Here is a 26,931-nt window from a genome sequence, read left to right as displayed (position 1 = left end):
GCACCGGGCCCAGGTGTGATCGGATGGGAGCCACGGACCCCGGCAACGGGACCACACCCGAAAGGAATCATCGTGGCAACCACGCGCACCGCACACACTGTGTGGGAAGGCAACCTGCTCGAGGGCAACGGCGTCGTCACCTTCGACTCCTCCGGCATCGGCCAGCAGCCGGTGACGTGGGCGTCGCGGGCCCAGGACGCGAACGGCAAGACCAGCCCCGAGGAGCTGATCGCGGCCGCCCACTCCAGCTGCTTCTCCATGGCGCTGTCGCACGCCCTCGCGGGTGCCGGCACCCCGCCCACCAAGCTCCTCACCAACGCCGATGTCACCTTCCAGCCAGGCGAGGGCATCACCGGCATCCACCTCACGGTCGAGGGCACGGTGCCGGGCCTCGACAACGACGGCTTCGTCGCGGCGGCCGAGGACGCCAAGAAGAACTGCCCGGTCAGCCAGGCCCTGACCGGCACGACGATCACCCTGTCGGCGAAGCTCGCCTGACGTTCGTACGCCGATGCCGCGCCCTCCCGCAAGGGGGCGCGGCATCGGCGCGTCCGCCCCCGCCGGGCCGCGCGTCCGCCCCCGCCCCGCCCCCGCGCCATTGACAAGCGGGAACGCGCGTCTTGTGCTGGAGGCGGGCAGAGCCCTGGCGGAAGGGGACGGACATGGCACGTGCGGTCGGAATCGATCTCGGTACGACGAACTCGGTGGTGGCCGTCCTCGAGGGCGGTGAGGCGACGGTCGTCGCCAACGCCGAAGGGGCGCGCACCACGCCCTCGGTGGTGGCCTTCGCCAAGAACGGTGAGGTGCTGGTCGGCGAGGTCGCCAAGCGGCAGGCCGTGACGAACGTCGAGCGCACCGCGCGGTCCGTGAAGCGCTACATGGGCGACGTGACCTGGCGCTTTCCGGAGACGGGCAGCATCGACGGCACCCGCTACCGCGCCCAGGAGCTGTCCGCCCGGGTGCTGCAGAAGCTGAAACGGGACGCCGAGGCCTATCTCGGCGAGGACGTCACGGACGCCGTGATCACCGTGCCCGCCTACTTCGACGACGCGCAGCGCCAGGCCACCAAGGAGGCGGGCGAGATCGCGGGCCTGAAAGTCCTGCGGATCATCAATGAACCGACGGCCGCCGCCCTGGCGTACGGGCTCGACCGCGGCGAGGAGCAGACCGTCCTCGTCTTCGACCTGGGCGGCGGCACCTTCGACGTCTCGCTCCTGGAGATCGGCGACGGCGTCATCGAGGTCAAGGCGACCAACGGTGACACCCGGCTCGGCGGCGACGACTGGGACCAGCGGATCGTCGAGCACCTCGCGCAGCGCTTCAAGGCCTCGCACGGCATCGACCTCGGCCACGACAAGATGGCGCTGCAACGACTGCGGGAGGGTGCCGAGAAGGCCAAGGTCGAGCTGTCCTCGGCCACCGAGACCAACGTCAACCTGCCCTACATCACCGCCACCGCCGAAGGCCCGCTGCACCTCGACGAGAAACTGACACGCGCCCAGTTCCAGGAGCTGACCGCCGACCTGCTCGACCGCTGCAAGTCCCCCTTCCACCAGGCCGTCAAGGACGCCGGGGTGAAGCTGTCCGCCGTCGACCACGTCATCCTGGTCGGCGGGTCCACCCGGATGCCCGCGGTCACCGACCTGGTGAAGGAGCTCACCGGCAAGGAACCGCACAAGGGCGTCAACCCGGACGAGGTCGTGGCCGTCGGCGCCGGACTCCAGGCCGGTGTGATCCGGGGGGACGTGAAGGACGTACTGCTCCTCGACGTCACCCCGCTGTCCCTCGGCATCGAGACCAAGGGCGGCATCATGACCACGCTCATCGACCGCAACACCACGATCCCGACCCGGCGTTCGGAGATCTTCACGACGGCCGCCGACAACCAGCCCTCGGTCGGCATCCAGGTGTACCAGGGCGAGCGCGAGATCGCCGCGTACAACAAGAAGCTCGGCGTCTTCGACCTCACGGGGCTGCCGCCCGCGCCGCGCGGGGTTCCGCAGATCGAGGTCGCCTTCGACATCGACGCCAACGGGATCATGCACGTCTCTGCGAAGGATCTGGCCACCGGGCGCGAGCAGAAGATGACCGTGACCGGCGGCTCGGCGCTGCCCAAGAACGACATCGACCGCATGATGCGCGAGGCCGAGCAGTACGCCGAGGAGGACCGGCGCCGCCGCGAGGCCGCGGAGACCCGCAACCACGGCGAGCAACTCGTCTACCAGACCGAGAAGTTCGTCAACGAGAACGACGAGCGCATCCCCGCCGACACGAAGACCGAGGTCGCATCGGCGGCCGGCGAACTGAAACAGCTCCTGGCGGACTCCTCCACCGACACCGCCGCCCTGCGCGGCGCCATCGAGAAACTGGCCACCGTCAGCCAGCAGATGGGCCAGGCCATGTACGCCCGGGCCCAGCAGCAGACCTCCGCGGAGGACCGGCCGCCCACCGAGCACACCCCGGACCAGGACGAGGGCGTGGTGGACGCGGAGATCGTGGACGAGGACCGCGACCGGAGTACGAAGGACACTCCCTAGGAGCCTGGGTCACGAGCGCCGCCGACACCGCTGGATCACCCGTCCTCGGACGGGAGCCGGGCCGCCCGCGGGGACCGACCGGCCCGGAACGGGCCTGCTCGGTTCCCGCGACTCCGGGGTCCGCTCGGGCCGCTCGGGAACGGTCAGCTCTTGCGGGCGACACCTGCGTACAACGGCGCGACGCCCTCCTTCGCGGCGGCGAGGTCCTCCGCCTCGGGCCGCCAGTCGACGACCGGGACGACCCCGGGGTCGAGAAGATCCAGACCGTCGAAGAACCGGGAGAACTCCTCCCGCCCGCGCGGGAAGAACGGGGTGCCGCTGCGCCGGAACAGCTCGGCGGCCCTCTCGACACCCTCGGGGCTGATGTCGGCGGTGACCTGCGACAGCACGAGGTGGCTGCCGGGGGCGAGCGCGTCGACGTACCGCTCCAGCAGGCCGTAGACGTCGTCGCCGTCGGTGTCCAGATAGTGGGTGAGCGCGACCAGCGACAGGGCCACGGGCTGCTTGAGGTCCAGGCACTCGCCGGCCAGCCGCAGGATGGTCTCGGGGTCACGGACATCGGCGTGCACGTAGTCGGTGCTGCCCTCGACGGAGCCGTGCAGCAGCGCCTCCGCGTGCCGCAGCACGATCGGATCGTTGTCCGCGTACACGATCCTGGCGTCCGGTGCGACCTGCTGGGCCACCTGGTGCAGGTTGGGCTGGGTGGGGATGCCCGTACCGATGTCCAGGAACTGACGGATCCCGGACTGAGCTGCGGCCCGCGTCGCGCGGTGCATGAAGCGGCGGTTGGCGCGCGCCCCGCGCACGGCGGTCGGGTCCGCGGCGAGGATCCTGCGGGCCAGCTCCTCGTCCACCGGGTAGTTGTCCTTGCCGCCCAGCCACCAGTCGTAGACACGGGCCGGATGAGGCCGGCTGGTGTCGATCCTGGTGGGCGCGGCGTCGGGTCCGGTCATGCGTCTGCTCCTCGGTCGTCATCGGGTGTCCGGTGCGGCGATCGTCGTCGCGGGGATGTCAGGTCCTGGCGGCGTGCTCAATAGCGCTCGCGGAACTCCCGGAGGATCTCCTTGGTGCGCTGGGCGGAGGCGGCGTGCGCCGACATGTGGTCCAGCACCTCCAGGTGCAGGGCCACCTCCTCGCGCGCGTCGAGGTAGAGGGCGCCGGTCACGTACTCGCTGTAGACGATGTCCGGCAGCTCCGGCTGCGCGAAGCGGAACAGCGCGAAGGACGTGTACGTCCCCGGGTGCGGGCCGTTCGCGAACTCCGCGACCTGGAGCGTGACGTGATCGAGCTCGACCCATTCGAGGAGCCGGTCCATCTGATCGCGCATGACCTCACCCCGGATGCTCACGGGACGCAGCAACGCCGTCTCGTCCATGATCACCCAGAGGTGGGGAGGGCTCGCCCGCGTGAGCAGGCCCTGCCGCTTCATACGCAGCGCGACATGCCGCTCGATGGCCTCGGGGCCCGTCTGCCCGACCGTCCCGGCCTCCAGCACGCACCGCGCGTACTCCTCGGTCTGCAGCAGCCCGGGCACGAAGTGCGGCTCGTACGAGCGGATCATCTCGGCGGCGCCCTCGAGGCTGACGTGCATGCTGAACCAGTCGGGCAGCACGTCGTGGTACCGCTGCCACCAGCCCGGCTGGTTCGCCTCCTCGGCGAGCGCCACGAAGACGGCGGCCTCGTCGTCGGCCACGCCGTACGTCGTCAACAGCACCTGCACGTAAGGGATCTTGAGGGCGACCTCGGCCATCTCCATCCGCCGGACGGTCGCCGGGGCGACGCGCAGGACACGGGCCGCCTCCTCCCGCTTCAGGCCCGCGGCCTCGCGCAGCTCCTGCAGCCGCCGCCCGAGAACCACCTGCCCCACCGTGGGCGCGGGTCGCCGCTCACTCACGCCACGCCTCCCCACGGGCCGAAGTATGCGTGCAGTGTGCCATGTTCGTGGAGAACCCTCAGGGGTTGGCCTCAACACATTTACGTGCAGGGCGATTTGGGGTTCGGAACGCCGGAATGATGTCCAGGTGTCCGCTGCCGGATCACTCACACGCCCTATGACGGAAGTTCACGAGTGCTGCGCGTGAAGGTATTTGGCCGTCGCCGGGTCCGCCGGGAGGAACGTCTCGATGGCCAGCTCGGCGACCGTCACGTCCATCGGCGTGTTGAACGTCGAGATGGACGAGACGAACGACAGCACACGGCCGTCGTGCTCGATCCGCATCGGGAGCGCGAAGTAGGGGACGGGGCCGGCGGACTCGTCGTCCTCGGCCGCGTCCCGGTCCGGTACCGGATACGCCGCCACCTCCTCGTACAGCGCGCGCAGCGGCTCCGAACGGCGCAGCGCGATCTGCCGGTCCATCTGGGCGAGCAGATGGTCCCGCCACGCGCGCAGATTGCGGATGCGCGGCGCCAGGCCCTCCGGGTGGAGGGTCAGCCGCATCGCGTTCAGCGGCGGCGCGAGAAGCCGGTCCGGGACACCGTCCAGCAGCATGGCGACCCCACGGTTCGCGGCGAGGACGTCGTACGTCGCGTCGACCACCAGCGCCGGACAGGGCTCGTAGCCCTGGATCAGCCGCTCCATGCCTTCGCGCAGCGCCTCCATCGAGGGGTCGTCCAGCGGTGTCTCCGGATAGTGCGGGGCGTAACCGGCGGCGAGGAGCAGGGCGTTGCGCTCCCGCACCGGAACGTCGAGGTGCTCGGCCAGCCGCAGCACCATCTCCTCGCTGGGGCGGGAGCGGCCCGTCTCGATGAAGCTGATGTGACGGGCCGAGGAGCCCGCCCGCAGGGCCAGCTCCAGCTGACTCACCCGCCGCTGCTCCCGCCAGCCGCGCAGCAACGGCCCGAGGCCCTTCCCGGCAGGGGCACTTGAGACGGCGGCGGGACCGGACGGGACAATGCTCATACGGCGACCGTAGTCGAGGAGTGGCACGTGAACGACCTGTGGAACCTGTCCTGGGAGGCCGAGGCCCTCTACCGGGCACGCGTACGCGGCTGTCTGCTGGGCGGCGCGCTCGGGGACGCCCTCGGCTACCCCGTCGAGTTCGACTCCCTGGAACGGATCCGCGCCGCGCACGGACCGCGCGGGGTGACGGGGCCGGTCCCCGACGCCGACGGGGTGGTGGGCCGGATCAGCGACGACACCCAGATGACCCTGTTCACGGTGGAGGGCGTCCAGCAGGCGCACACCCGCGAGCGGCTCAAGGGCATCGGGGGCGGCTGGTCACGGCTCGTGCGATGGGCGTACGGGCGGTGGCTGGACACCCAGACCGAGCCCGGACCCGGCCCGGACGTCCACGGCGGACTCGCCGCGCAGAGCTGGCTGTACGCCCGCCGGGCGCCCGGCAACGCCTGCCTCTCCGGGCTCCAGCGGGAGCACTTTCCGGACCCGGCGAGCGAGCTCGGGCCGCCCGGACCCGTCAACCCGGACTCCAAGGGATGCGGGGCGGTCATGCGCTCGGCACCCTTCGGGCTCACCCGCGCCCCGGCCGAGACCGCGTTCGGCATCGCCGCCCGCTGCTCCCAGACGACCCACGGCCACCCCACGGGGTACTACGCCTCCGGCGCCCTCGCCGCGATCGTCACCCACCTCGTCTCCGGGGACTCCGTGGAGGGCGCCGTCCTGCGCACGCTGCGGCTGCTCGCCCGCCATCCGGGGCACGAGGAGACCACGGCCGCCCTGAACCGTGCCCTCGACCTCGCCTCCGAAGGAGATCCGGCCGCCGAGAAGGTCGAGTCCCTCGGCGCCGGCTGGATCGCCGAGGAGGCCCTGGCCATCGCCGTCTACTGCGCGCTCGCCGCTCCCCGGGTGACCGACGCCCTGCTCCTCTCCGTGAACCACTCCGGCGACAGCGACTCCACCGGCGCGATCTGCGGCAACCTTCTCGGCGCCCGGCACGGCGACCACGGACTCCCGCAGGAGTGGCTGGAACGGATCGAGGGCCGTTCCACGATCACGGTCCTGGCGGACGACTTCGCGGCGGAGTGCGTACGGCGGTGATCGCGGGGACCGGTGAGCCGCGCCGCGCGTGCCCTGCCGACCGGGGACGGCTGTGGCACGCTGGGCGAAGGGCTCACCCGCCGTACGAAGGGATCACGTCCATGGCCGTCGAACCGCTGGCGCAGAAGGAGATCGAGGAGCGGCTGGCGGAGCTGCCCGGCTGGTCGCTCGAAGGTGACCGGCTCGCCCGTACCTACCGGCTCGGCTCGCACTTCGCGGCGACCGCGATGGTCGTGCACATCGCCCAGGTGCAGGAGGAGCTCGACCACCACTCCGACCTCACCCTCGGCTACAACACGATCTCCCTCAGCGTGAACACGCACAGCGTCGGCGGCGCCGTCACCGCGCTCGACTTCGATCTCGCCCGCAGGGTGGAGGAACTCGCGCCGGGGCACGGGGCACACTGACCTCCGTACCGGACGACGGCAAGGAAGCGGACGAGCACGACGCCCTGCGGGGCGGCGAGCCACGGGCCGCCGACGACGCCGTGCGCGCGCCGCCCCTGCGGGCGTTCCGCGAGGCCTGAACACCGGCCCGGCGCCTGGCCGGACGGGCGTCAGGCGGCCTTCCTCCGAGTGAAATCCATGGTCCAGTTGGTCAGCCAGGTGCTCCCCTCGTCCAGGGAGAACGCCTGCTCCCAGCGAGCCGTGGTCTCGGAGATCCCCGACCACACGAACCGCACCCGCACGTCCTTCCCGTCATGGGTGTCGTCGCCGTGGAACTCGCCGTGCCCGTCCGGTCCGAACCGCCCGAGGACCGGCGGGAACAGCTTCCCGCTGCGGCTGGACGACCAGTTCAGCGACCACTGCCCGGTCTCCGCGTCGAAGAGGCGCAGCGTCAGCCCCTTCCATCCCTGGCCGGGCACGTCGATCTCGTCGATGTTCGCCGCCCCGCCGAACAGGTTCCAGCAGCGGCTGACGGCCGGGAACTCCTCCCAGTCGCTCTCCGCGTCGAGGAAGTCGGTACGGCGGCGGTTGACGACGTCCCAGTCACCGTGGAGGAAGTCGAAGTCGCGGCGGACGGCGTCGTCGTCCAGGGCGTTGCTCATGTGCGGTCTCCTGTGGTTCCTTCGGGCAGCGAGTCGGTCAAGTAGGCCTCCAGGTCCGGCACTTCGGAGGCGAGCAGGTGTCGTACCCAGGCGTCCCGCTCGTGCAGGATCGGCGGCAGCTCCCAGACGCAGCCGATCCACGGGAGGTCCGGGGTGACGAAGTGCGCCGGGTTCCGGTCGGGGCAGCCCAGCACCGGCTGGCCCGCGGCGGCGCCCCGGAAGTGCAGGACGTTGTCCCACACCCAGCTGTAGGCGTTGAGGTAGGCGCCGTCGTCACCGCCCCGGTGCAGGACGACGAAGGTGGCGGGCGGGGTGCCGTCCGGCTCGGGGAGCAGCCGCGGCAGCATCGCGTACGCCGCCCGCTCGACCTCGGGCTCGATCCCGTCCGGGTCCGCGGTGACGTGGTAGCGCTTGATCCGCCGCCCCGCCATCTCGATGGGCGGCGGAACGGTCAGGAACTTCTCCTTGAAGGCCACGGAGGCCACGGAGGCTGCGGAGGCCACGGAGGCTGCGGACGATGAGGATGCCGTGGAGGGCGCGGCAGCCACGGACGGCGCGGAGACCGCCGATGCCATGGGGGCCGCAGGGGCCGCAGGGGCCACGGAGCCGGTCGACGGCGTGGAACCGGTGGAGGTCGTTGAAGCCATGGCAGGACGCTAGGCCCGCTTCACTGACACCATGTGTCAGTGAAGTCCAGCCGTCTCGTCTCGATCCTTCTGCTGCTGCAGACCCGCGGCAGACTGACCGCCGCCCAGCTCGCCGAGGAACTGGAGGTGTCGGTGCGGACGGTGTACCGGGACGTCGAGGCGCTGAGCGCGGCAGGTGTCCCGTTGTACGGCGACGCGGGGCACGCGGGCGGCTACCGGCTGCTCGACGGCTACCGCACCCGCCTCACCGGCCTCACCACCGAGGAGGCCGAGACCCTCTTCCTCGCCGGGGTCCCCGGACCCGCCGCCGAACTCGGTCTCGGCGCGGTGCTCGCCGCGGCCCAGCTGAAGGTGCGCGCCGCCCTCCCGCGCGAACTGCGCGAGCACGCCGACCGGGTCGGCGGACGCTTCCACCTGGACGCGCCGGGCTGGTACGCGGACGCCGACGCGACCCCGTATCTCCCCGCCGTCGCCGACGCCGTCTGGAACGGCCGCGTCCTGCACGTCCGCTATCGCCGCTGGCGCGAACCCACCGACGTGGAGCGCCGCCTGGAGCCGTACGGCCTCGTCCTGAAGGCGGGCCGCTGGTACGTGGTCGCCGGCCCGGGCCCGCGCACGTACAGGGTGGACCAGATCCTCGAACTCGCCCTCTCCGGAGAGGAGTTCCCCCGGCCCGAGGACTTCGACCTGGCGGCGTACTGGACCGCCTACCAGCGGGACTTCCATGAACGGCTGCACCGTGCGGAGGCGGTCGTGCGGATCGCGCCCGGAACCCGTCTGAGCGGGCCCGTGGGTGAGGCGGTGGCGGCGAACGGCCTTACGGAAAGGGATGGTTGGACGCGGGCCACCGTTCCCGTCGAATCGGTGGACCAGGCCCACGACGACTTCCTGCGCATCGGGACGGCGATCGAGGTCCTGGAGCCGCCCGAACTGCGTGCCCGTATCGCCGCCACGGTTGCCGAGCTGGCCCGCAGATACGCATAGAGAGCGCTTGCTGCACGGCGGCAACTCCCGTGCGGGCGGCGGCGACTGAGGGGACAGAAGCAGTCCGTCCTCTCAGGAGGTATCCATCGTGCAGCACCCGCAACGGCAGCACCGCGGACGCGTGATCGGCTCGGCCATGGCGGCCGCCGCCCTCATCGCCGCCGGACTCACCGCCCTCGGCGCCGGATCGGCCCAGGCCGCCACGGCGAGGCAGGTCGAAGCCCTCGACCGGGGCGTCGTCAGCGTCCACACCGACAGCGGCAACCTGGTCAGCTGGCGCTGGCTGGGCACCGACCCGAACGGCGTCTCGTTCAACGTCTACCGCGCCGGTACGTTGGTCAACTCCGCCCCGGTCAGCGGTTCGACGAACTATTTCCACTCGGGTGGGCCCGCGCAGGCCGACTACACGGTCCGCGCGATCGTGAACGGCGTGGAGCAGGGCGACTCGGTGCACGCCGTCCAGTTCCGCACGGGCTACAAGGACGTCCCCATCACCCCGCCCGCCGGCGGCACCACCCCCGACGGTGTCGCGTACACCTACGAGGCCAATGACGCCTCCGTCGGCGATCTCGACGGCGACGGCGCCCTCGACTTCGTCCTCAAGTGGCAGCCGACCAACGCCAAGGACAACTCCCAGTCCGGCTACACCGGCAACACGATCGTCGACGGCGTCAGACTCGACGGCACCCGCCTGTGGCGCGTCGACCTGGGCCGGAACATCCGCTCGGGCGCCCATTACACCCAGTTCCAGGTGTACGACTACGACGGCGACGGCAAGGCCGAGGTCGCCATGAAGACGGCGGACGGGACGACGGACGGGCGGGGCACGGTCATCGGCAGTTCCTCCGCCGACTACCGGAACTCCAGCGGATACGTGCTGTCCGGGCCCGAGTACCTGACCATGTTCAACGGTCAGACGGGAGCCGCCATGGGCACCGTGGACTACGTCCCGGCGCGCGGCACGGTCTCCTCCTGGGGCGACTCCTACGGCAACCGCGTCGACCGCTTCCTCGCCGGAACCGCCTATCTGGACGGCGCCCGGCCGTCCCTGATCATGGCGCGCGGCTACTACACCCGTACGGTCATCGTGGCCTGGGACTGGCGGGGCGGCGCGTTCACCCGGCGCTGGACCTTCGACACCAACTCCTCGACCAACAGCGGCAAGGGGTACGACGGTCAGGGGTCGCACAGCCTCTCCGTCGGGGATGCCGACGGCGACGGCAAGGACGAGATCGTCTACGGCGCAATGGCGGTGGACGACAACGGCAACGGCCTGTGGACGACGAAGACCGGCCACGGCGACGCTCAACACCTCGGCGACCTCGACCCCTCCCACGCGGGTCTGGAGTACTTCAAGGTCTCGGAGGCGAGCAGCCAGCCCGCCGAGCTGTACATCAACCCGGCGAACGGTACCGTCAACTGGAAACTCGACGCCTGCTGCGACAACGGCCGAGGCGTCGCCGGTGACATCTGGGCGGGCAACGACGGAGCCGAGGTCTGGTCCGCCTCCGACAGCTACATCCGCGACGAGGCCGGCGCGACGAAGGGCCGCGAACCGTCCTCCGTCAATTTCCTGTCCTGGTGGGACGGCGACACCGTCCGCGAACTCCTCGACGGCACCCACATCGACAAGTACGGCACCTCGTCCGACACCCGCCTGCTGACCGGCGCGTCCGTCCACTCCAACAACGGCACCAAGGCGACCCCGAGCCTGTCCGGCGACATCCTGGGCGACTGGCGCGAGGAGGTCGTCTGGCCGACGGCCGACAACACCGCCCTGCGCGTCTACTCGACGCCGTACGAGACCGGCGCAAAGATCACGACGCTGCTGCACGACACGATGTACCGGACCGGGCTGGCCTGGCAGAACACGGCCTACAACCAGCCCCCGCACCCGAGCTTCTTCCTCGGCAACGGCATGGCGCCGGCGCCTCGGCCGACGGTGTACACGCCGTGACCTGGGAAAACAGTCCTTGGAGATGAGATCAAAAAGTGGCCGCCCGGCGCGTTCTCACGCGGCCGGGCGGCTGCAAACTCCATGATCCAATCGCTCTGGGGAGGATCTGGGGAGATCCATTTCAAGAGACATCGCTGGTCGGACCAACACCGTCGTCGGCCGGCGACAACTGCGCCCAGGGCAGCCGTCACTACAACGTGGGACCGATGGTCAGGCGAAGGAGACATGGCCACTCCAGTTTGAAGTCAGAGACAGTGCATTCCCGATCGGGGCCCGGCGGTGGGCAGATATTTCCAGTCACGCATCTATCCCGGTGGCTTGTTCTGGTGCATCGTTGATCGCGCGGGCTCCCAGATCCCCCCAGGTGAAGGCCCCCCGCTCGGGTCCCGCCGTGCTACGGACGGCAGGGCCCGCCGCTCCTCCCGGCTCCCCACGGGAGGCCATGCGGCTGCGCCGGTACCGGTATGGCCGGTCCTCTATCGGAAGTGGATGTGCCCTTTGTCGCGGTCGGCCTGTTACAGGCCAGCCAGGTACGTAAGGACCGCGGCAACCAGCAAGGTGACCAGTGCACAGAGAAGGTACTGGAAGGCTTGCAAGCGCTGGAGTCCGTCGCCAGGGCCAAGGCCTCCCGCGGCGAGGACGTCACCCTCCACGAGATGCCGAAGAAGAAGACGGCGGCCAAGAAGACTGCGAAGAAGCAGCCGGCCAAGAAGGCGGCGGCCCGGAAGTCGAGCCGCAGCGCGTGGCCGGCGAACATCCTCTGGCCGTGATCACTATGCCCGCATCTTCGCTGGCTGCCAGAGGCCTTGCTGGGTGTGCTGGTCGAACGGGTCCGGGCATCTACCTAGCCACGTTCTAAGTCGCTCCGCATAGCCACTCGCAGTTCCTTCAGAGCCTCGTCCGCAGCGTTGAATGCAGGATCCCAGCCCGGATCGGTACCAACGTCGGCGGTGTCGAACCTGTCCCGCACAGCGCGAAGGCAGGCGAATGCGTGCTCCGCGAGCTCTCCGAGTTGATCTGGAGCGGTGATCACCACCTGATAGCGGAGGTTGTATGCGCCTTCAGCGGCTATCGTCTGACCGACTCGGCTGATACGGACTTCACGCGTCAGCCCTTCCTCTCGGCGCAGGGCGCGTAAGTGGTGCAGAGTCAGCGACATCGCCCCGAGGTAGGCGCCATAGACCTCCCGTTTGGTGGCCTTCTCTCGGGAGGAGTGTTCACGGTTCCACCGGGCCCTTTCGGCTATCAGTGTGGTGGTGACGCCGATGACGGCGCCGAGCGCGGTCCCTATCAAAGTGTCCATGTCCACGCAGGAATGCTAGGGCTGGGCGCTTGGCTCTTCAGGGGTGTCGCGACGGTTTGGGCTGGCTGTCCGATGTGGACGGACGGGTGGCTTACGCGTTCTACTCCAGGTAGCCGAGGTCTCGCTCTGGCCGGCAGTGCCTGCAGGCGGCGACTCCCTCGATGAGCGCACGGAGCGCCTGCTCGCGTGTAACGCCCTTGCTGCGTTCCCGGCCATGTGGCAGTCCCCGGTGTGGACGTACACCGAGGGGGTGCGGTCGTCGAGGCTGTGCTCGATGAGCCAGTCCGGGGCCGACGGCCGGGCCTGGATGCCCTGCTGCGTTCGGCTTCCCGTTGCTCTGCTGCTGCGATGTCCCGCCGGACGCGGCCGAGGGTGTAGGTCAGCCAGGTCTCCAGGGTGTGGAGTCGTGGCAGGTCGGGCGGCGGGTCGTGCAGGCTCTCAGCTTGCCCACAATCCTGGTCGCATGATCCACGAGGAAGACCCGGCCGCATAAGAAGAAATCGTCAACGACGTCGACACGGACTTCGCCGACAGCCCGCTCGTCGACGAGTACCGCCTGTCGACGCGCTGAGGCGGTCTCGTCGAGCGGCTGCCGGTGGGGCACGCTCGCGACATGGCAGATGAGGACAAGCCGGGGCTGACCGGCCAGCTGGGGCTGACCGGCTGGCCGCCCTACGACGAGACCAAATGGGTCCTGACGGAGGGAGGGCTGATCCCGCGGATCCCGGCGTCGGCGCAGCAGTCTTCGACGCACGACTGCTACGCCCTGGTGCGTACCCCAGTGGACGAAAGGAGCAACGAATACCGGTGCCCTTCATGCGGGGCGGAGTACGAGAACGTCTTCTCGTGCATCGCGGCGCTGTGTGAGTCGGTGGTGGAACCGCAGGTTTCGTCGCCGCTGTCAGCTGTACGTCCAGCGCCAGCCGCCGGACCGGTACGAGCACGTGATCCTGGTGCCGCTCGCGTTGGTCGTGCTGGCGCCGTGGTCGCTGTTGCGGCAGTACTGGCCCGCCGAATAGCAGTTGCCCGCGTTGGAGGTGATCGAGCAGGTGCTGACGCTCGTTCCGCCGCCGCTGCTGCCACCGGAGCCGCTGCCGCTGCCGCTGCCGGAGGCGGCTTTCGCGGTGACGGTGACCTTCACCTTGACGGTCTTCGTCGCTGTCACCGTCGGCGCCGGTTTCGGCTTCGCGGTCGCGGTTGCCGTCGCTGTCGTTGTCGCCGTGATGGTGACGGTGGGGGCCGGCCGCACCTTGGCGGCCGCGGCCTTCGTGGTGTTGCTCTTCTTGCCGCTGTCGGTGTCGCCGTTGTCGGCGCTGCCGACGCCGAGCGCGAAGGCGAAGAAGATCGCGGGCAGCACGTAGCGCTTACGCGCCCAGCGGGGTCTGGTCGGCTGCGGTGCGGGCTCGGGCGGTCCGGGCGGTCGCCCGTATCCGAAGGGCGGTGGCGGCTGGTTGTGCGACATGGTCCCCCCAGGGATGGTTCGTGGTGGAGTGACGGTATCGGGCCATGTGAAGGGAGTGTGAGTGGAGCGTGAAGGTGGTGACGCAGTTGTGATCACTCCGGGTGGGACAAAGGGCTCCAACGCTGCTTTCTCGTGACGTGCCGCGACGGTCCGTTCGCCCCGAACCGTCCGTGTCTCCCCGGACCGTGTCGGACGGCGGGGCGGAAGCGTTCTCCTGACTTCCCTGGTTCCAGGTCTCCGACCTGTGATGGGTTGCTCAGGGGCCCGTGCCCGTCGGACACGAGCCCCTGGAGGCTGAGGGCGGGAAGGTCAACTCACCGCACAGCTCTGCTCCCCCAGCTTGAAGGCCGTCGGCTTCGTGTTCGCCCCCGTCCATCTCCCCGTGAAGCCGAAGCTCACCGAGGAACCCGCCGCCACGTTGGCGTTCCAGGTGACGTTCCTCGCTGTCACCGCCGCGCCCGACTGGGTGTGGTCGGCGTTCCAGAGCTGGGTGATCTTCTGGCCGTCGGCGAAGGACCAGCCGAGCGACCAGCCGCTCCAGGCACTCGACCCGGTGTTGGCGAGCTGCACGTCCGCCTGGAAGCCGCCCGACCACTGGTTCGTGATCCGGTACGTCACGGTGCAGGCTCCCGTCGGTGTGGGCGTCGGATCGGTGCCCCCGCCGCCCCCGGTGTCCGAGCTGTCTCCGTAGACGATCCCGCGCCCGTTCGTCGCGACGTACACCCGCCCGTAGATCCGCGGGTCCCCGGTGATGGCCGCTCCCGTCCAACCCCACTGGTGGGCGTCGTCGTTGATCCGCGTCCAGCTCGCTCCCTTGTCCGTGGAGCGGAAGATCCCGCGTACGCCTCCGATCTTCGCGCTGGTGTAGAGCGTCTGGTACGAGGCCCCCGTCGCCGCCTTGCCGAAGCCGATCGTGTCGGCCTGGTCGACGCCTGACAGCTTGGTGAAGTTCGCGCCGCCGTCCGTCGAGTGCCACAGCCCGTACGCCCCGTCGCTCGCGCCGCCCGCCAGCCACACATCGCCCTTGGCGCCGGGCAGCGCTTTGAAGCGCACGCTGTCCCCGCTGGGCAGATTGGCGGCCGAAGACGCCGTGAAGGTCGCGCCGCCGTCCGAACTGACGTAGAACTTGCCGGACTTGAAGCCGTAGAAGGTCTTCGGGTCGACCCGGTCCGACTCGACGACCGCGCCGGAGGGGATACCGCTGGACGCGGACCACGACGTACCGAACCCGGTGGTGTACTGCACCCCGGTGCCGGCCGGGCTCCACACGAAGCGGCTGCCGTCCGAGGCCGCGGCGACCGTCCCGCCGCCGGTGACCCCCGAAGGGTCGCTGCCCGCGAACCAGTTGGCGCCGTTGTCCGTCGAGAAGCCGATGTGCGGACCGGAGTCGAGGTTGCCGACGCGTACCACCGTGTTCGGGCTGGTCTCGGCGTAGTCGAGGCTGGTCGTGGAGGTGAGGTTCGGCGAGGTGTACATCATCGACGGGACCTTGGTGAGATCCGTGTGCCGGAAGCCGCCGATGTCACCGAGCGCGCTGAGCAGCGGGGCACCCGACGGGGGCGAGGCGAGGTCGTTGACGGCCGTCTCCTCCAGGCCCTGGACCATGGGCTTGACGGTGAACTGGCCTCCGCCGTCCCAGTCGGTGAGGTTCTCGGTGCCGTAGACCGTCGCCCCCGTCCCGTACATCATCCGGGCCGAGTCGAAGGGGTCGATCTCCAACCCCTCGGTCATCCAGCCGAGTTTAGGGGTCTGCTCGGGGGGTGAGGGGTTCGCGCCGAAGGTCAGCCAGGGCACGGACGAGACGTCCATCGTGTAGCGGTTCGAGCGGTTCGGGTACGACGTGTAGTCCCACGCCTTGGTCCAGGAGCCGCCGCTGTCCGTGGACCGGAAGATCTGGGTGTCCGGCCACCAGGAGCTGTACCCCGTCGCCATCACGGTGCCGGGGTGCTGCCGGTCGACCGTCAGCCCGCTGAAGCCGTAGTAGGTGTCGGCCTCCGCGACGGGGCTGATGTCCGTCCATGTCCCGGTCCGGGTCGCGTACCGCCACAACTGGCCCTTGCCGCCGTCGTACGGGCCGCCCTTGTCGCTGTAGGCGAGATAGAGGTAGCCGTTCGTCGCGTCGAGGACGCCCTTGTGGGCGAGGTAACCGGTCGGCTGGCCCGCGAGCCGGGACCAGGTCGCACCGCCGTCCGTCGAGCGGTAGACCGCGTTGTCCTTGTCGGCGACCCCCACGTAGATCGTCTGTGTCGTGCTTCCCGCGGAGCCGGTCGACTCGTCGAAGGTGACCCAGACGATGCCCTGGTTGTCGGAGGCGTAGCCGCTGGTGTCGGTCGGGTCCTGCACGTAGTCGCCGACGTTGGGGAAGTCGGTGACCTGCGACCAGCTCGCTCCGGAGTCCGTGGACCGCCACAGGCCCTTGCCGCTGGGCGCGCCGAGATACAGCACGCTGTTCTTGTTCGGGTCGATCGCGAGACGCTCACCCATGCCGCGTCCGGGCATGTTCCCGCCCAGCTTGAACGGCAGGTCGGCCTTCTGCCAGCTCGCGCCCCGGTCGGCGGAGCGCAGGACGGCCCCGTCGGTGGGGTCCCAGCTGTTGGTGTAGGTGCCGACCGCCGCGTACACCTTGTCCGGGTCGACGGAGTCGGAGGCGAGGCTGACGACGCCGGTGTGGCCCCAGTCGTTCCAGCCGACCGAGTCGAGCAACGGTGTCCAGCTCTTCGTCGACTGGACCCAGCGGTAGGCGCCGCCGATGTCCGTGCGGGCGTAGGCGAGATTCTTCTCGGAGCGGTTGAAGACGATGCCGGGGACGAAGCCGCCGCCGTCGATGCGGGCGTTCTTCCAGGTGTACGTGTCTGCCGCGACAGCTGTGGCGGTCTCCTCGGGGGAGTGCGCGGCCAGTGCGGGCGGGGTGCCGGCCAGTAATCCGGCGGCGAGGGCGAGCACGGCCGTGAGGATGCGGGTTCTTCGCACGGTGGGGTCCTCTCCGGGGGAGATGGGGGAAGGAGGGGAGGGCTGGGGCGGGAGGGGAAGCGATGGGAAGGGGGAAAACGTGATGGCCGGGCGGCCCTCAGTGCGGGTGAGGGACCGCCCGGCCGGTGGCCCTGCCGTCAGGGACAGGGCCGCGTACCCGGAGCCACAGCGGGGACTATTCGAGAAGCTCCGCGTACGAGCCCATGGCGAGGGCGATGTCCGCCTGCGCCCAGAACCGGTGGTACGTGAAGGAGGGCGCGGCGCCGCCCGCCAGATAGCTCTCGATCTTCGACCAGGCCGGGTCGTTCTTGTAGAAGGACCGCAGCGAGGCGAAGGTCGAGGAGGAGTTGACCGCGTCGCCGTTCGGCATGGTGCCGGTCCAGCCGCTCGGTACGTACACGCTGTCGTCGAAGCGGTTGTAGTCGGCGCGGGTCTCCGGGACGGCTATGCCCAGACCGTCCTGGTAGTTGCTCCACATGCCGTCCAGGAGTGCCTTCGCCGTCGTCTTCGCCTGGGTGTTTCCGGACTTGGCGGCGTAGTACGACAGGGTCTTGGCGTACGCGGCGGCCACCCCGACGTCGTTCGTGTAGTCGGCGACGGTGACGTGAAGTCCGCTGTTGGCGCCGGGACTTGAGGCGTTCCAGGTGTCCGGGGCGCCGGACCACTGGAGCGTGGAGGGGATCTGGTAGGTGCCGTCCGGGTTGATCGTGGTCTTGGACAGCGCCCAGGAGACCCACTTGTCGAGGACCGCCTTGGCGCTCGCGTTCCCCGTCTGCTGGTAGTACTCGGCGACCCGCTCCATGGACCACGCCTGGAAGCCGAACCACTGGTTGGACGGCGGGTCGTGGTAGACCGGCTGCTGGTCGTAGTACATGCCGTAGAAGGTCGGCGTCCCGGCCGGAGGTGTCGCGTAGCGGCCCGCCCAGCTGTTGGTCGCGCCGCCCGCGATGGCGCCCTCGTTCGACTGGAGCCAGCGGTAGAACTCCAGTTGGCGGGTCAGGGAGGTGGCCCAGTCCGAGGCGCCCGTGGCCGACTTGGGCTTCAGGTCGGCGTTGGTGCTGAGCGCGTAGGCGGCCAGCGGGTTCTGGTAGCCGCCGTGGGTGTGGCTGGAGCCGATGCGCCAGGCCCAGCCCGCCGAGGTGTCGGTCGCGCCGCCCCAGGCGTAGTACCAGGACAGCAGATAGTGCGACGCGTCCTTGCCGGTGCCCGCCGGGCAGGTCGAGGGGCCGACGCAACTGCCTATTTTCTTGAAGTACTTGTCGTACATGGCGTAGCGCAGATAGTCGCCCATCTTCGCCGCCTTGCCGACCGTGGCCGAGACGTCACCGCTCTTGCCCTGGGCCTTGGCCCACAGGTCGGCCCAGTAGGCGGCCTGCACCGCACGCGCGTCGGCGTCCGGGGCGTCCGTGTACTTCCACTGCTTCGCGTACGAGGAGTCGCCGGTGAACAGGTCCAAGTACCCGTTCTTGCCGCCGTACTTGAAGGCGTCGCAGGTCGGCTGCGGCACGGTCTCCCACACCGACTCCTGCACACCGCGCTGGAAGGTGTTGATGTAGGACGGGCCGGTGGCGGTGGGACCCGCCTCGCACTTGCCGGGCTCATTGCCGTAGCCGTAGGTGTTGTCCACGTCCTGGAGCCAGTGCATGCCGTACACGTCGTCCGTGCCGTAGGCGCTCTTCAGCTCGGAGGCGATCGGGTCCGGGCCGACCGAGACACCGGTGTCGAGCTTGGCCGGGTACTCGTTCGGAGTGTCCAGTTCGGGCGCGTAGGTGGCCGGCTTGGAGGCGTTGTAGAAGGAGTTCGTCGGCTGGTCGGCGTGCGTGGGGATCATGTACGTCTCCATGGTCGTCCACGCGGCGTTGAACTTCGACCAGTCGCCGGTGACCTTCCCGTACATCGCCTGGAGCCAGATCAGATAGCTGTACGCCTCCGATGTCGTCTCATGGCCCTGGTCCGGCGCCTCGACGATCAGCGTCTCCACCGAGTGGTACGGGATGCCCTCGGGGGAGAAGTAGCCGTTCGCCGGGTTGGTGATCTTGCCGTAGAGGTCCAGGAAACGCGCGTCGTACGCCTTCGAGGCGGCCAGTTCCGTCACGGTGACGGTGGCCTTGGCGTGACCGGTCGCCGAGGCCGTGAAGGTCGCGGATCCCGTGCCCGAGGCGTCGGCGCCGATGGTCACGGTCTGGGCGGTGTTCCAGTTGGACGGGGTGAACGTCAGGCTGGAACCGCCGGTGACGGACAGCCCGGTGTTGCCTTCGGTGCGGGTCACGCCCACCGTCACGTTCGCGCTCGGCTGGGTCGAGAGCTTCACGCCGAAGGTCCCCGACTTGCCCTGCTGGACGCCGAGTTGGGTGGGTGACGCGACCACGGCGGGGCCCGAGGCGACGGTGATGCCGACCGGGGTGGAATCCGCAGACGCGCCCAGGCTGTCGTACGCCTTCGCCACGAGCGAGTGGCTGCCCACGGCCAGTCCGGAGGCCGACAGGGTGTACGGCGAGCTGGTGTCGGTGCCGAGCAGGGTCGTGTCGTCGTAGAACTCGACCTTGCCGATGGTCGCCCCGTCGGCCGCCGCCGCGGTCGCGGCCAGCGGGACCGCGTCGCCCTGGGTGTAGACGGCGCCCGCGGCGGGGCTGGTCAGCACGGTGATCGGCGGCTGGTGGGCGCCGGCGCAGGTGGTGCCGTTGACCGCGTAGGAGGCGGGGGCGGTGTTGCTGCCGCTGTAGGTGAACTGCGCGCCGGCGGTCACGGCGGCTCCGGCGGCGATCGTCCCGTTCCACGCGGCGTTCTTCGCGGTGACCGTCTTGCCGGACTGGGACCAGGTCCCGTTCCAGCCGTTGGTGAGGGTCTGGTTGCCGGTGTAGGCGTACGTCAGGGTCCAGCCGTTGATGGCGTCCGTGCCCCGGTTGGTGATCGTCAGATCCGCAGTGAAGCCGGAGCCCCAGTCGTTGGTCTTGTAGTCGACGCTGCACTGAACCGCGGCCGCGTGTGCGGGAGTCGTACCGGTCGCCAGAGTCGTGAGCGGAAGGGCGAGAGCCGCCACGACGGCGGTCCACAGGCGACGCGAGCTGCGACGACGTCTCCATCGAGGGCTGGGATCCATGGTGCTGGTTCCTCCTTGCGGCTCGGAGAATGGGGGGAGGAGCAACAAGCCTTGAACCAGTGGGAGCGCTCCCATATTGGAGACGGGGGTGAGAGGGGTCAAGGTGCTTGAAGAGTCGAAATGATTCGATTGATCAACAGTGCGACTCCTCTGTCCAACTCCCGCACTTGGCGCTAGCTTCTTCCGCACCAGTGGGAGCGGTTCCACCAGTCGACGCGTCGATCACGGCGCGCCAGAGCTGCAAGGAGTCGCTTCATGCGTCACCCCCCGCGTTTGTCTCTCTTAGTGATCGGCGCCGCGGTAGCCCTGGTGGGCACCGCGATCGCGCCGGTCGTCACGGCTTCGGGAGCCACGCCCGCGTGCACGGTGGAGTACTCGGTCACCGGCCAGTGGGACACCGGCTTCCAGGGCTCCGTGAAAATCACCAACAACAGCGCCGCACTGAATAGTTGGAGCCTCGGCTTCGACTACTCCGGCGGCCAGAAGGTCACCCAGGGCTGGAACGCCAAGTGGTCCCAGTCCGGTACGACCGTGACCGCGTCCAACGAGAGCTGGAACGGCACGCTGGCCACCGGCGCGAGCGTCAGCGCCGGCTTCCTCGCCTCCTGGTCGGGGAGCAACACGGCACCGACGGCGTTCAAGCTCAACGGCATCGCCTGCAACGTGGACGCCGAACCGACGCCCACGCCCACCCCGACCCCCACCGACCCGCCGCCGACCGGCGGTGAGGCGCCGAAACTGCACGTCTCGGGCAACAAGCTGGTCGACTCCGCGGGAGCCACCCGCAGGATGCTCGGCGTCAACCGCTCCGGCGGCGAGTTCATGTGCGTCCAGGGCTACGGCTTCTTCGACGGTCCCGTCGACGACGCCGCGGTCAAGGCGATCGCCGACTGGAAGGCCAACACCGTCCGCATCCCGCTCAACGAGGAGTGCTGGCTGGGCCTTTCCAACATCAAACCGGAGTACGCCGGCGCCAACTACATCGCCGCGGTCAAGGACCTGGTGGCCAAGGTCGAGGCGCACGGCATGACCCCGCTCGTCGAACTGCACTGGACCTACGGCCAGTACACCGGCAACTCGGCGGGCTGCTCCGACGTGCACGCCACCTGCCAGAAGCCGATGCCCGACGCGCAGTACACGCCGTCCTTCTGGGCCTCGGTCGCGAGCACCTTCAAGGACGACCCGGCCGTCGCGTTCGACCTGTTCAACGAGCCCTACCCGGACCGCGCGACCTCCACGACCACCCAGGCGTGGACCTGCTGGCGCGACGGCGGCAGCTGCCCCGGCATCTCCTACGAGGTCGCCGGAATGCAGGACCTGGTCGACGCGGTACGCGGCACCGGCGCCAAGAACCTGATCCTGGCCGGCGGGCTCGCGTACTCCAACGACCTGAGCCAGTGGCTGACGTACAGGCCCAGTGATCCGACGGGCAATCTCGTCGCCGCGTACCACGTCTACAACTTCAACACCTGCGCCAGCGAGAGCTGCTGGAACTCGACACTCGCCCCCGTCGCCGCCCAAGTACCCCTGGTGGCGGGCGAGATCGGGGAGAACACCTGCTCCCACTCCTTCGTCGACACCGTCATGAAGTGGTTCGACGACCGGGGGCTCTCCTATCTCGGCTGGACCTGGAACACCTGGGACTGTTCCTCCGGTCCGTCGCTGATCTCGAACTACGACGGAACACCGACCGCGTACGGCATCGGGCTGCGCGACCACCTGCGCGCCCTCAACGGATAAGGAACCCGCACATGAGCCGTGCAAGAACAGCACTTCTCGGGGCACTCGCCCTGATCGCCGCGGGATCGGGAGCCGCCGCGGCGGTCCCCGCGGACGTCGACGCCGTCGCCGCCGTCCCCTGCACCGTCGACTACAAGGTGCAGAACCAGTGGGACACCGGCTTCACCGCCGCCGTCACGGTCACCAACAACGGCGCCGCCAAGTCCTCCTGGGCGGTCAAGTGGTCGTACGCCGGGAACCAGAAGGTCACCTCCGGCTGGAACGCCAAGATCAGCCAGAGCGGGACGGCCGTCACCGCCGCCAACGAGTCGTACAACGGCACGCTGGGAACAGGGAGTTCGACCAGCTTCGGCTTCAACGCCTCCTACAGCGGCACCAACGCCCTGCCCACCGCCTTCACGCTCGACGGAGTGACCTGCAACGTCGACGACGGCGGTGGCGGCACCGACCCCGATCCCGATCCCTCCGGCAAGGTCGACAACCCGTACGCCGGCGCCAAGGTCTACGTGAACCCGGAATGGTCGGCGAAGGCCGCCGCCGAGACCGGGGGCAGCCGGATCTCCAACCAGCCCACCGGCGTCTGGCTCGACCGGATCGCCGCGATCAACGGCTCGTCCACGAGCATGGGTCTGCGCGCCCACCTCGACGCGGCGCTCGCCCAGAAGGGCAGCGGCGAAGAGGTCGTCCAGCTCGTCGTCTACGACCTGCCCGGACGCGACTGCGCCGCCCTCGCCTCCAACGGCGAGCTCGGCCCGACGGAGATCGACAAGTACAAGACGCAGTTCATCGACCCGATCGCGGCGATCCTCTCCGACAGCAAGTACGCGGGGCTGCGCATCGTCACGACCATCGAGATCGACTCGCTGCCGAACCTCGTCACCAACACCGGCAGCCGCGCCACCGCCACGCCCGCGTGCGACACCATGCTCGCCAACGGCAACTACGTGAAGGGCGTCGGCTACGCGCTGGCCAAGCTCGGCGCGATCCCCAACGTCTACAACTACATCGACGCCGGCCACCACGGCTGGCTCGGCTGGGACGACAACTTCGCCCCCTCGGCGACCCTGTTCAAGCAGGCCGCGACCAGTGAGGGCGCGACGGTCGGCGACGTGCACGGGTTCATCACCAACACGGCGAACTACAGCGCCCTGAAGGAGAACAACTTCACCATCAACGACACGGTGAACGGCACCTCCGTGCGCCAGTCCAAGTGGGTCGACTGGAACCGCTACGTCGACGAGCTGTCCTACGCCCAGGCCTTCCGCACCCAGCTCGTCTCGGTCGGCTTCGACTCCGGCATCGGCATGCTGATCGACACCTCCAGGAACGGCTGGGGCGGCACGGCGCGGCCCGCCGGTCCCGGCGCGACGACCAGCGTCGACACGTACGTCGACGGAGGGCGCTACGACCGCCGTATCCACATGGGCAACTGGTGCAACCAGTCGGGCGCGGGTCTCGGCGAGCGTCCGAAGGCGGCACCGGCGACCGGCATCGACGCCTATGTGTGGATGAAGCCCCCGGGCGAGTCCGACGGCTCCAGCTCGGCGATCGCGAACGACGAGGGCAAGGGCTTCGACCGGATGTGCGACCCCACGTACACGGGCAACGCCCGCAACGGGAACAGCCTCTCCGGCGCGCTGCCGAACGCCCCGCTCTCCGGACACTGGTTCTCCGCCCAGTTCCAGGAGCTCATGAAGAACGCGTACCCGGCGCTGTGACCGGCTGAGCGCGTGCGGTCCGCCAGGGGTCAGTTCCCCTTCCCCAGCCCCTGGCGGATCGCGGACTCCACCACCGAGTAGTCCCCGTCGGGCCGCTCCAGCTCACAGGGCACCGCAGGATGCAGCGGCGGCTGCGCCATGAACCGCGGCCGGCTCCCGTGGTGCGGCTGCGCCGCGTGCACCAGGAAGGGATGGCACAGGTAGACGTCGCCGGGGCGGCCGGTGGCGTACGCGACCGGCCGGTGCGCCGACGCCTCGACCAGCCGCGGCGCGATGTCCAGGCCCGAGACCCCCTCCTCCCCGTACGGCTCCAGGAGCGGGGGCACGTCCAGGTGCGAGCCGACCCGGATACGCGTCGGGGCGTCCTCGGGGCCCACCTCGCTGAACAGGAACAGCATCAGCAGCGCGCGCCCCTTGGAACGGAGGTTGGTGTGGTACCAGGTCGCGCCCTCGGGCAGATAGCTTCCCTCGATGTGCCAGCCCGCGTCGTCCGGTTCCTCCTCGTGCGGGAAACGCAGCGGGAAGCTGCCCAGCGAGTAGCGCGGTTCCCAGCGGCCCTCGCCGAGCAGCAGGTCGAACGCGTCGTGCAGGGCGGGTGAGTTGACGGCCGCGGCGAAGGGGCCCTGGGCCATGCCGGAGATCCAGCGCACGGGTTTGGTCCAGGTGGCGGGGTCGTCCGGAGCGCAGCCCGTCTCCTTCCACAGCAGCCGGGCGCAGTCCGCGGCGACCCGTGGCGGGAAGGCGCCCTCGATCCGCACGAAGCCGTCCTCGAGGAAACGCTCCACCATGACGTCGTCCATGGGGTCATGCTCGATGACGGGCCCCGGTGGGCGCATCCGGTTTTCCGGCGGCCCCTCTTTTGCCGTTCGAGCAACGCGACTGGCCGTTTCCGGGAGTGGCGGCGCACGCTGTCCTCATTCCGAGAGAGAGGCTTGTCCCATGGCACAGGACCACGACCACGGCCCCCGCCCCGGCCGGGCACAGCACCACGGCCCGGCGCAGGATCACGGCCACGGCCCCGCGCAGGGCCACGGGCACGATCACACCCAGATGGACTTCTCCCAGATGCTGCCCATGCTGGTGCAGGAGGCGGAGCTGTTCACCCCGGCGTACGTCGAGGCGGCCGACTGGCTGCGGGAGCAGCGGCCCGAGCCGGAGCTGATCGTGGACGCGGGCAGCGGTCCCGGCGTCATCTCCTGCCTGCTCGCCGAGAAGTTCCCCGGTGCGCGGGTCGTCGCCGTGGACGGCGTGGAACCTCTGCTGGCGGAGGCCCGCGCCCGCGCCGAGCGGCTCGGCCTCGCCGACCGTTTCAGCACCGTCGAGGCCGAACTCTCCGACGGTATCGGTGACCTGGAGTACCCGGCCGACCTGCTGTGGGCCAGCAGGTCGCTGCACCATGTCGGCGACCAGCGGGCCGCCCTCGAGGGCTTCGTCCGGAGCCTGGCGCCCGGCGGCACCCTCGCGCTGCTCGAGGGAGGCCTGCCCACGCGGTTCCTCCCGCGCGACATCGGCATCGGCCGGCCCGGCCTCCAGGCCCGCATAGACGCGGTGCACGACGAGTGGTTCACCCGGATGCGGGCCGAACTGCCCGGATCGGTGGAGGAGACGGAGGACTGGCCCGCCCTGCTCACCGCCGTCGGCCTGCGCCACACGGCGACCCGCACCTTCCTCCTCGACCTGCCCGCCCCGCTCTCGGACGAGGCCCGCGCCTTCGTCGTCACCGCCCTCACCCACCGGCGGAGCGGCCTCGCCGAAGGGCTCGACCCGGAGGACCTCGCCACCCTCGACCGGCTCCTGGACCCGGACGACAAGGCGAGCGTGCACCACCGCACGGACGCGTTCGTCCTGACGGCGATGACGGTGTACGTGGGCGTGAAGCCGGAATAGACCCGTGCCGCGGACGCACGGCCTGCCTTGACATCGAGTGTGCTCCAAGTGATGAACTCCCCGGGTTCGCCGTACAGTCGGCCCGCGGCCGGCCGGAAACTCTTGGGGGTAGACCATGACCGACTCTCCTGTCGCGCTGATCACCGGAGGCGGCAGCGGTATCGGAGCCGCTGTCGCGCGTCGGCTGCTCGACGCCGGGCAGCGGGTGGCCGTGACCGGTCGTGGGGCGGAGCGGCTGCGTGGTTTCGCCGAGGAACTCGGCAACCCCGAGGGGCTGTTGACGGTCGTCGGCCACGCGGCCGAGTACGACCAGGTGCGGGCGGCGGTCGAGGCGACGCTCAAGGAGTTCGGGCGGCTCGACACCGTCGTCGCCAACGCCGGTTTCGCCACCCACGACACGGTCGCCGAGGGCGACCCCGCCGGCTGGTCCGAGATGGTGCTGACCAATGTGCTGGGGCCCGCGCTGCTCATCAGGGCGTCCATCGACGCGCTGAAGGAGACCCGTGGCCGCATCGTGCTGATCGGCAGTGTCGCCGGGCATGTGAACACACCCGGCAACATCTACGGCGCGACCAAGTGGGCGGTGACCGGGCTCGCCGAGAACACCAGGCGCCAGGTCACCGAGTACGGCGTGGGCGTGACCCTGGTCTCGCCCGGCCGCGTGGAGACCCCGTTCTGGGACAGCTACGGCAGCCTGCCGCCGGGGCAGCTGCTGACGGCGGAGCAGCTCGCCGACTCGATCGTCTGGGCGGTCGGGCAGCCGACGGGCGTCGACGTGAACACCCTGGTCGTCCGCCCGATCGGCCAGCCCGTCTGAGCCGTGCCCGGCGGGGGCGGTGCGCGCCTCCGCCGGGCCGGTCCTCAGTTGCTCTGGATGAACTGCTTGGCCAGCGAGTCCCCGAGCGACACGGCCGCGCTGTGGCTCTCGATGGGGGACACCTGCGAGTTCTTGAACAGGATGTACGTCACGCCCGAGTCGGTCCCGCCCGTCTCGGGATCGGGGTCGATACCGAGCGCGCTCGCGGTGGCGTACGACGCCTCACCGATGATCTGCGTCGGTCCGGTGTCGCCGACCACCGCGTACTCGACCTTGCCGTTGTAGATCACGGCGACCACGCCGCCACCCTTGATGCCCGAACTCGTGTACTTCCAGATGCTGCTGGTGCTCGGCACGACGACGTAGGGCAGCGAGTCGGCGCGCAGCGCCTGGCCGTTGGACTGGTGGAAGGCGGTGTCGTCCTGGAACCAGGGGTCGGTGTCGCCGTTGCACCTGGCGGTGACCTGGCCGTCGCAGTCGATGTCCAGGTCGGCCTTCCAGAACACGGCGCCGTTCTTGCCGCAGACGGGGACGGTGGCCGAAGTCTCTTCGTCGGTCCGGTACTTGCCGCTCGATATCTGCGAGCAGGACGTCACCTTGGCGAGGAGAGCGGCCGCGCTGACCGAACCCTCCTGTGCCGAGCGGGGGTTGGCGGTGGCGGAGGCGCCGGCCGGGAGCGTGGCGGTGGCGAGCAGTGCCGCGCAGGCGGCCGCGGACAGGGTCAGTGTTCGAGTGCGCACTGTGGGGGACCCTTCTGTTAGGAAACT

22 protein-coding genes and 1 pseudogene are annotated in these 26,931 nt (G+C 69.7%); 11 read left to right on the top strand and 12 right to left on the bottom strand.

Translation table 11 applies throughout. The features are described from left to right. The first annotated feature begins 72 nt into the window (after positions 1 to 72). Both OOK38_RS01715 and dnaK read left to right on the top strand, forming a co-directional pair. Positions 73 to 498 carry an OsmC family protein gene (locus OOK38_RS01715; protein WP_261705012.1) on the top strand — a complete coding sequence of 142 codons (426 nt, stop codon included), beginning with the start codon at positions 73 to 75 and terminating at the stop codon, positions 496 to 498. A gap of 164 nt (positions 499 to 662) precedes the next feature. After that, the gene (gene dnaK / locus OOK38_RS01710) at positions 663 to 2,537 is read left to right on the top strand and encodes a molecular chaperone DnaK (protein WP_266763860.1); all 1,875 of its coding nucleotides are present in this window, start codon (positions 663 to 665) and stop codon (positions 2,535 to 2,537) included. Positions 2,538 to 2,680: 143 nt separating this feature from the next. Here dnaK and OOK38_RS01705 read toward each other — a convergent pair whose 3' ends face one another. The 3 genes from OOK38_RS01705 to OOK38_RS01695 form a co-directional block, all read right to left on the bottom strand. Next, positions 2,681 to 3,490, bottom strand: a complete 810-nt coding sequence (locus tag OOK38_RS01705; RefSeq protein ID WP_266763861.1) for an SAM-dependent methyltransferase — start codon at positions 3,488 to 3,490, stop codon at positions 2,681 to 2,683. Between the two features lie 77 nt (positions 3,491 to 3,567). Then, positions 3,568 to 4,431, bottom strand: a complete 864-nt coding sequence (locus OOK38_RS01700; RefSeq protein ID WP_266763862.1) for a helix-turn-helix transcriptional regulator — start codon at positions 4,429 to 4,431, stop codon at positions 3,568 to 3,570. 168 nt (positions 4,432 to 4,599) lie between these two features. Next, positions 4,600 to 5,436 (bottom strand): helix-turn-helix domain-containing protein, encoded by an 837-nt coding sequence (locus OOK38_RS01695; RefSeq protein WP_266763863.1) that lies wholly within the window; start codon positions 5,434 to 5,436, stop codon positions 4,600 to 4,602. Between the two features lie 27 nt (positions 5,437 to 5,463). On the opposite strand from OOK38_RS01695, the gene OOK38_RS01690 reads away from it, so the two are divergent. After that, positions 5,464 to 6,531, top strand: coding sequence for an ADP-ribosylglycohydrolase family protein (locus OOK38_RS01690; protein ID WP_266763864.1), 1,068 nt, complete (start codon positions 5,464 to 5,466; stop codon positions 6,529 to 6,531). A 101-nt stretch (positions 6,532 to 6,632) separates the two neighbouring features. Then, positions 6,633 to 6,938, top strand: a complete 306-nt coding sequence (locus OOK38_RS01685; RefSeq protein ID WP_266763865.1) for a 4a-hydroxytetrahydrobiopterin dehydratase — start codon at positions 6,633 to 6,635, stop codon at positions 6,936 to 6,938. Between the two features lie 149 nt (positions 6,939 to 7,087). Here the strand turns inward: OOK38_RS01685 and OOK38_RS01680 are convergent, their stop codons facing one another. Both OOK38_RS01680 and OOK38_RS01675 read right to left on the bottom strand, forming a co-directional pair. Then, positions 7,088 to 7,579 (bottom strand): hypothetical protein, encoded by a 492-nt coding sequence (locus OOK38_RS01680; RefSeq protein WP_266763866.1) that lies wholly within the window; start codon positions 7,577 to 7,579, stop codon positions 7,088 to 7,090. Then, positions 7,576 to 8,055, bottom strand: a complete 480-nt coding sequence (locus tag OOK38_RS01675) for a hypothetical protein (protein ID WP_266765929.1) — start codon at positions 8,053 to 8,055, stop codon at positions 7,576 to 7,578. The genes OOK38_RS01680 and OOK38_RS01675 overlap by 4 nt, the downstream gene beginning before the upstream one ends. 210 nt (positions 8,056 to 8,265) lie before the next feature. Between OOK38_RS01675 and OOK38_RS01670 the strand changes: the two genes are divergently transcribed. From OOK38_RS01670 to OOK38_RS01660, 3 genes are all read left to right on the top strand, one after another. After that, on the top strand, positions 8,266 to 9,210 hold the full coding sequence (locus OOK38_RS01670; protein ID WP_266763867.1) for a YafY family protein: 945 nt from the start codon (positions 8,266 to 8,268) through the stop codon (positions 9,208 to 9,210). A gap of 136 nt (positions 9,211 to 9,346) precedes the next feature. Next, entirely contained in the window at positions 9,347 to 11,167 is a 1,821-nt protein-coding gene (locus OOK38_RS01665; protein WP_266765930.1) for a rhamnogalacturonan lyase, read from the top strand. Positions 11,168 to 11,652: 485 nt separating this feature from the next. Next, positions 11,653 to 11,937 carry a hypothetical protein gene (locus OOK38_RS01660; RefSeq protein WP_266763868.1) on the top strand — a complete coding sequence of 95 codons (285 nt, stop codon included), beginning with the start codon at positions 11,653 to 11,655 and terminating at the stop codon, positions 11,935 to 11,937. 74 nt (positions 11,938 to 12,011) lie between these two features. On the opposite strand, the gene OOK38_RS01655 is transcribed toward OOK38_RS01660, so the two are convergent. The 5 genes and pseudogenes from OOK38_RS01655 to OOK38_RS01640 form a co-directional block, all read right to left on the bottom strand. Continuing rightward, the gene (locus OOK38_RS01655) at positions 12,012 to 12,476 is read right to left on the bottom strand and encodes a hypothetical protein (protein ID WP_266763869.1); all 465 of its coding nucleotides are present in this window, start codon (positions 12,474 to 12,476) and stop codon (positions 12,012 to 12,014) included. A 94-nt stretch (positions 12,477 to 12,570) separates the two neighbouring features. Beyond that, positions 12,571 to 12,713 (bottom strand): annotated as a pseudogene (locus OOK38_RS34605) (DUF6233 domain-containing protein). A 658-nt stretch (positions 12,714 to 13,371) separates the two neighbouring features. Next, positions 13,372 to 13,932, bottom strand: coding sequence for a hypothetical protein (locus OOK38_RS01650; protein ID WP_266763870.1), 561 nt, complete (start codon positions 13,930 to 13,932; stop codon positions 13,372 to 13,374). 309 nt (positions 13,933 to 14,241) lie between these two features. Beyond that, positions 14,242 to 16,902: a cellulose binding domain-containing protein gene (locus tag OOK38_RS01645; protein ID WP_266763871.1), complete on the bottom strand. Its 2,661-nt coding sequence runs from the start codon at positions 16,900 to 16,902 to the stop codon at positions 14,242 to 14,244. Between the two features lie 175 nt (positions 16,903 to 17,077). Next, positions 17,078 to 20,002: a glycoside hydrolase family 48 protein gene (locus OOK38_RS01640; RefSeq protein WP_266763872.1), complete on the bottom strand. Its 2,925-nt coding sequence runs from the start codon at positions 20,000 to 20,002 to the stop codon at positions 17,078 to 17,080. A 255-nt stretch (positions 20,003 to 20,257) separates the two neighbouring features. Here OOK38_RS01640 and OOK38_RS01635 point away from each other — a divergent pair, with 255 nt between their 5' ends. Then, positions 20,258 to 21,742, top strand: a complete 1,485-nt coding sequence (locus OOK38_RS01635; protein WP_266763873.1) for a cellulase family glycosylhydrolase — start codon at positions 20,258 to 20,260, stop codon at positions 21,740 to 21,742. An 11-nt stretch (positions 21,743 to 21,753) separates the two neighbouring features. Then, positions 21,754 to 23,460, top strand: coding sequence for a glycoside hydrolase family 6 protein (locus tag OOK38_RS01630; protein WP_266763874.1), 1,707 nt, complete (start codon positions 21,754 to 21,756; stop codon positions 23,458 to 23,460). 29 nt (positions 23,461 to 23,489) lie between these two features. On the opposite strand, the gene OOK38_RS01625 is transcribed toward OOK38_RS01630, so the two are convergent. Then, complete coding sequence (locus tag OOK38_RS01625; RefSeq protein WP_266763875.1) at positions 23,490 to 24,260, bottom strand: phytanoyl-CoA dioxygenase family protein; 771 nt, start codon at positions 24,258 to 24,260, stop codon at positions 23,490 to 23,492. A 250-nt stretch (positions 24,261 to 24,510) separates the two neighbouring features. Here OOK38_RS01625 and OOK38_RS01620 point away from each other — a divergent pair, with 250 nt between their 5' ends. Together OOK38_RS01620 and OOK38_RS01615 are read left to right on the top strand one after the other, a co-directional pair. Beyond that, the gene (locus OOK38_RS01620) at positions 24,511 to 25,347 is read left to right on the top strand and encodes a trans-aconitate 2-methyltransferase (protein WP_266765931.1); all 837 of its coding nucleotides are present in this window, start codon (positions 24,511 to 24,513) and stop codon (positions 25,345 to 25,347) included. A 115-nt stretch (positions 25,348 to 25,462) separates the two neighbouring features. Further along, on the top strand, positions 25,463 to 26,164 hold the full coding sequence (locus OOK38_RS01615) for an SDR family oxidoreductase (RefSeq protein WP_266763876.1): 702 nt from the start codon (positions 25,463 to 25,465) through the stop codon (positions 26,162 to 26,164). A gap of 44 nt (positions 26,165 to 26,208) precedes the next feature. Here the strand turns inward: OOK38_RS01615 and OOK38_RS01610 are convergent, their stop codons facing one another. Further along, positions 26,209 to 26,904 carry a glycoside hydrolase family 75 protein gene (locus OOK38_RS01610; RefSeq protein ID WP_266763877.1) on the bottom strand — a complete coding sequence of 232 codons (696 nt, stop codon included), beginning with the start codon at positions 26,902 to 26,904 and terminating at the stop codon, positions 26,209 to 26,211. Between the last annotated feature and the right edge of the window lie 27 nt (positions 26,905 to 26,931).

Origin of the sequence: Streptomyces sp. NBC_00568 (assembly GCF_026341855.1) — a bacterium.
Taxonomy (GTDB): Bacteria; Actinomycetota; Actinomycetes; order Streptomycetales; family Streptomycetaceae; genus Streptomyces.
Note: the sequence above shows the minus strand (reverse complement) of the source record. Positions and strands in the feature narration are given on the sequence as shown.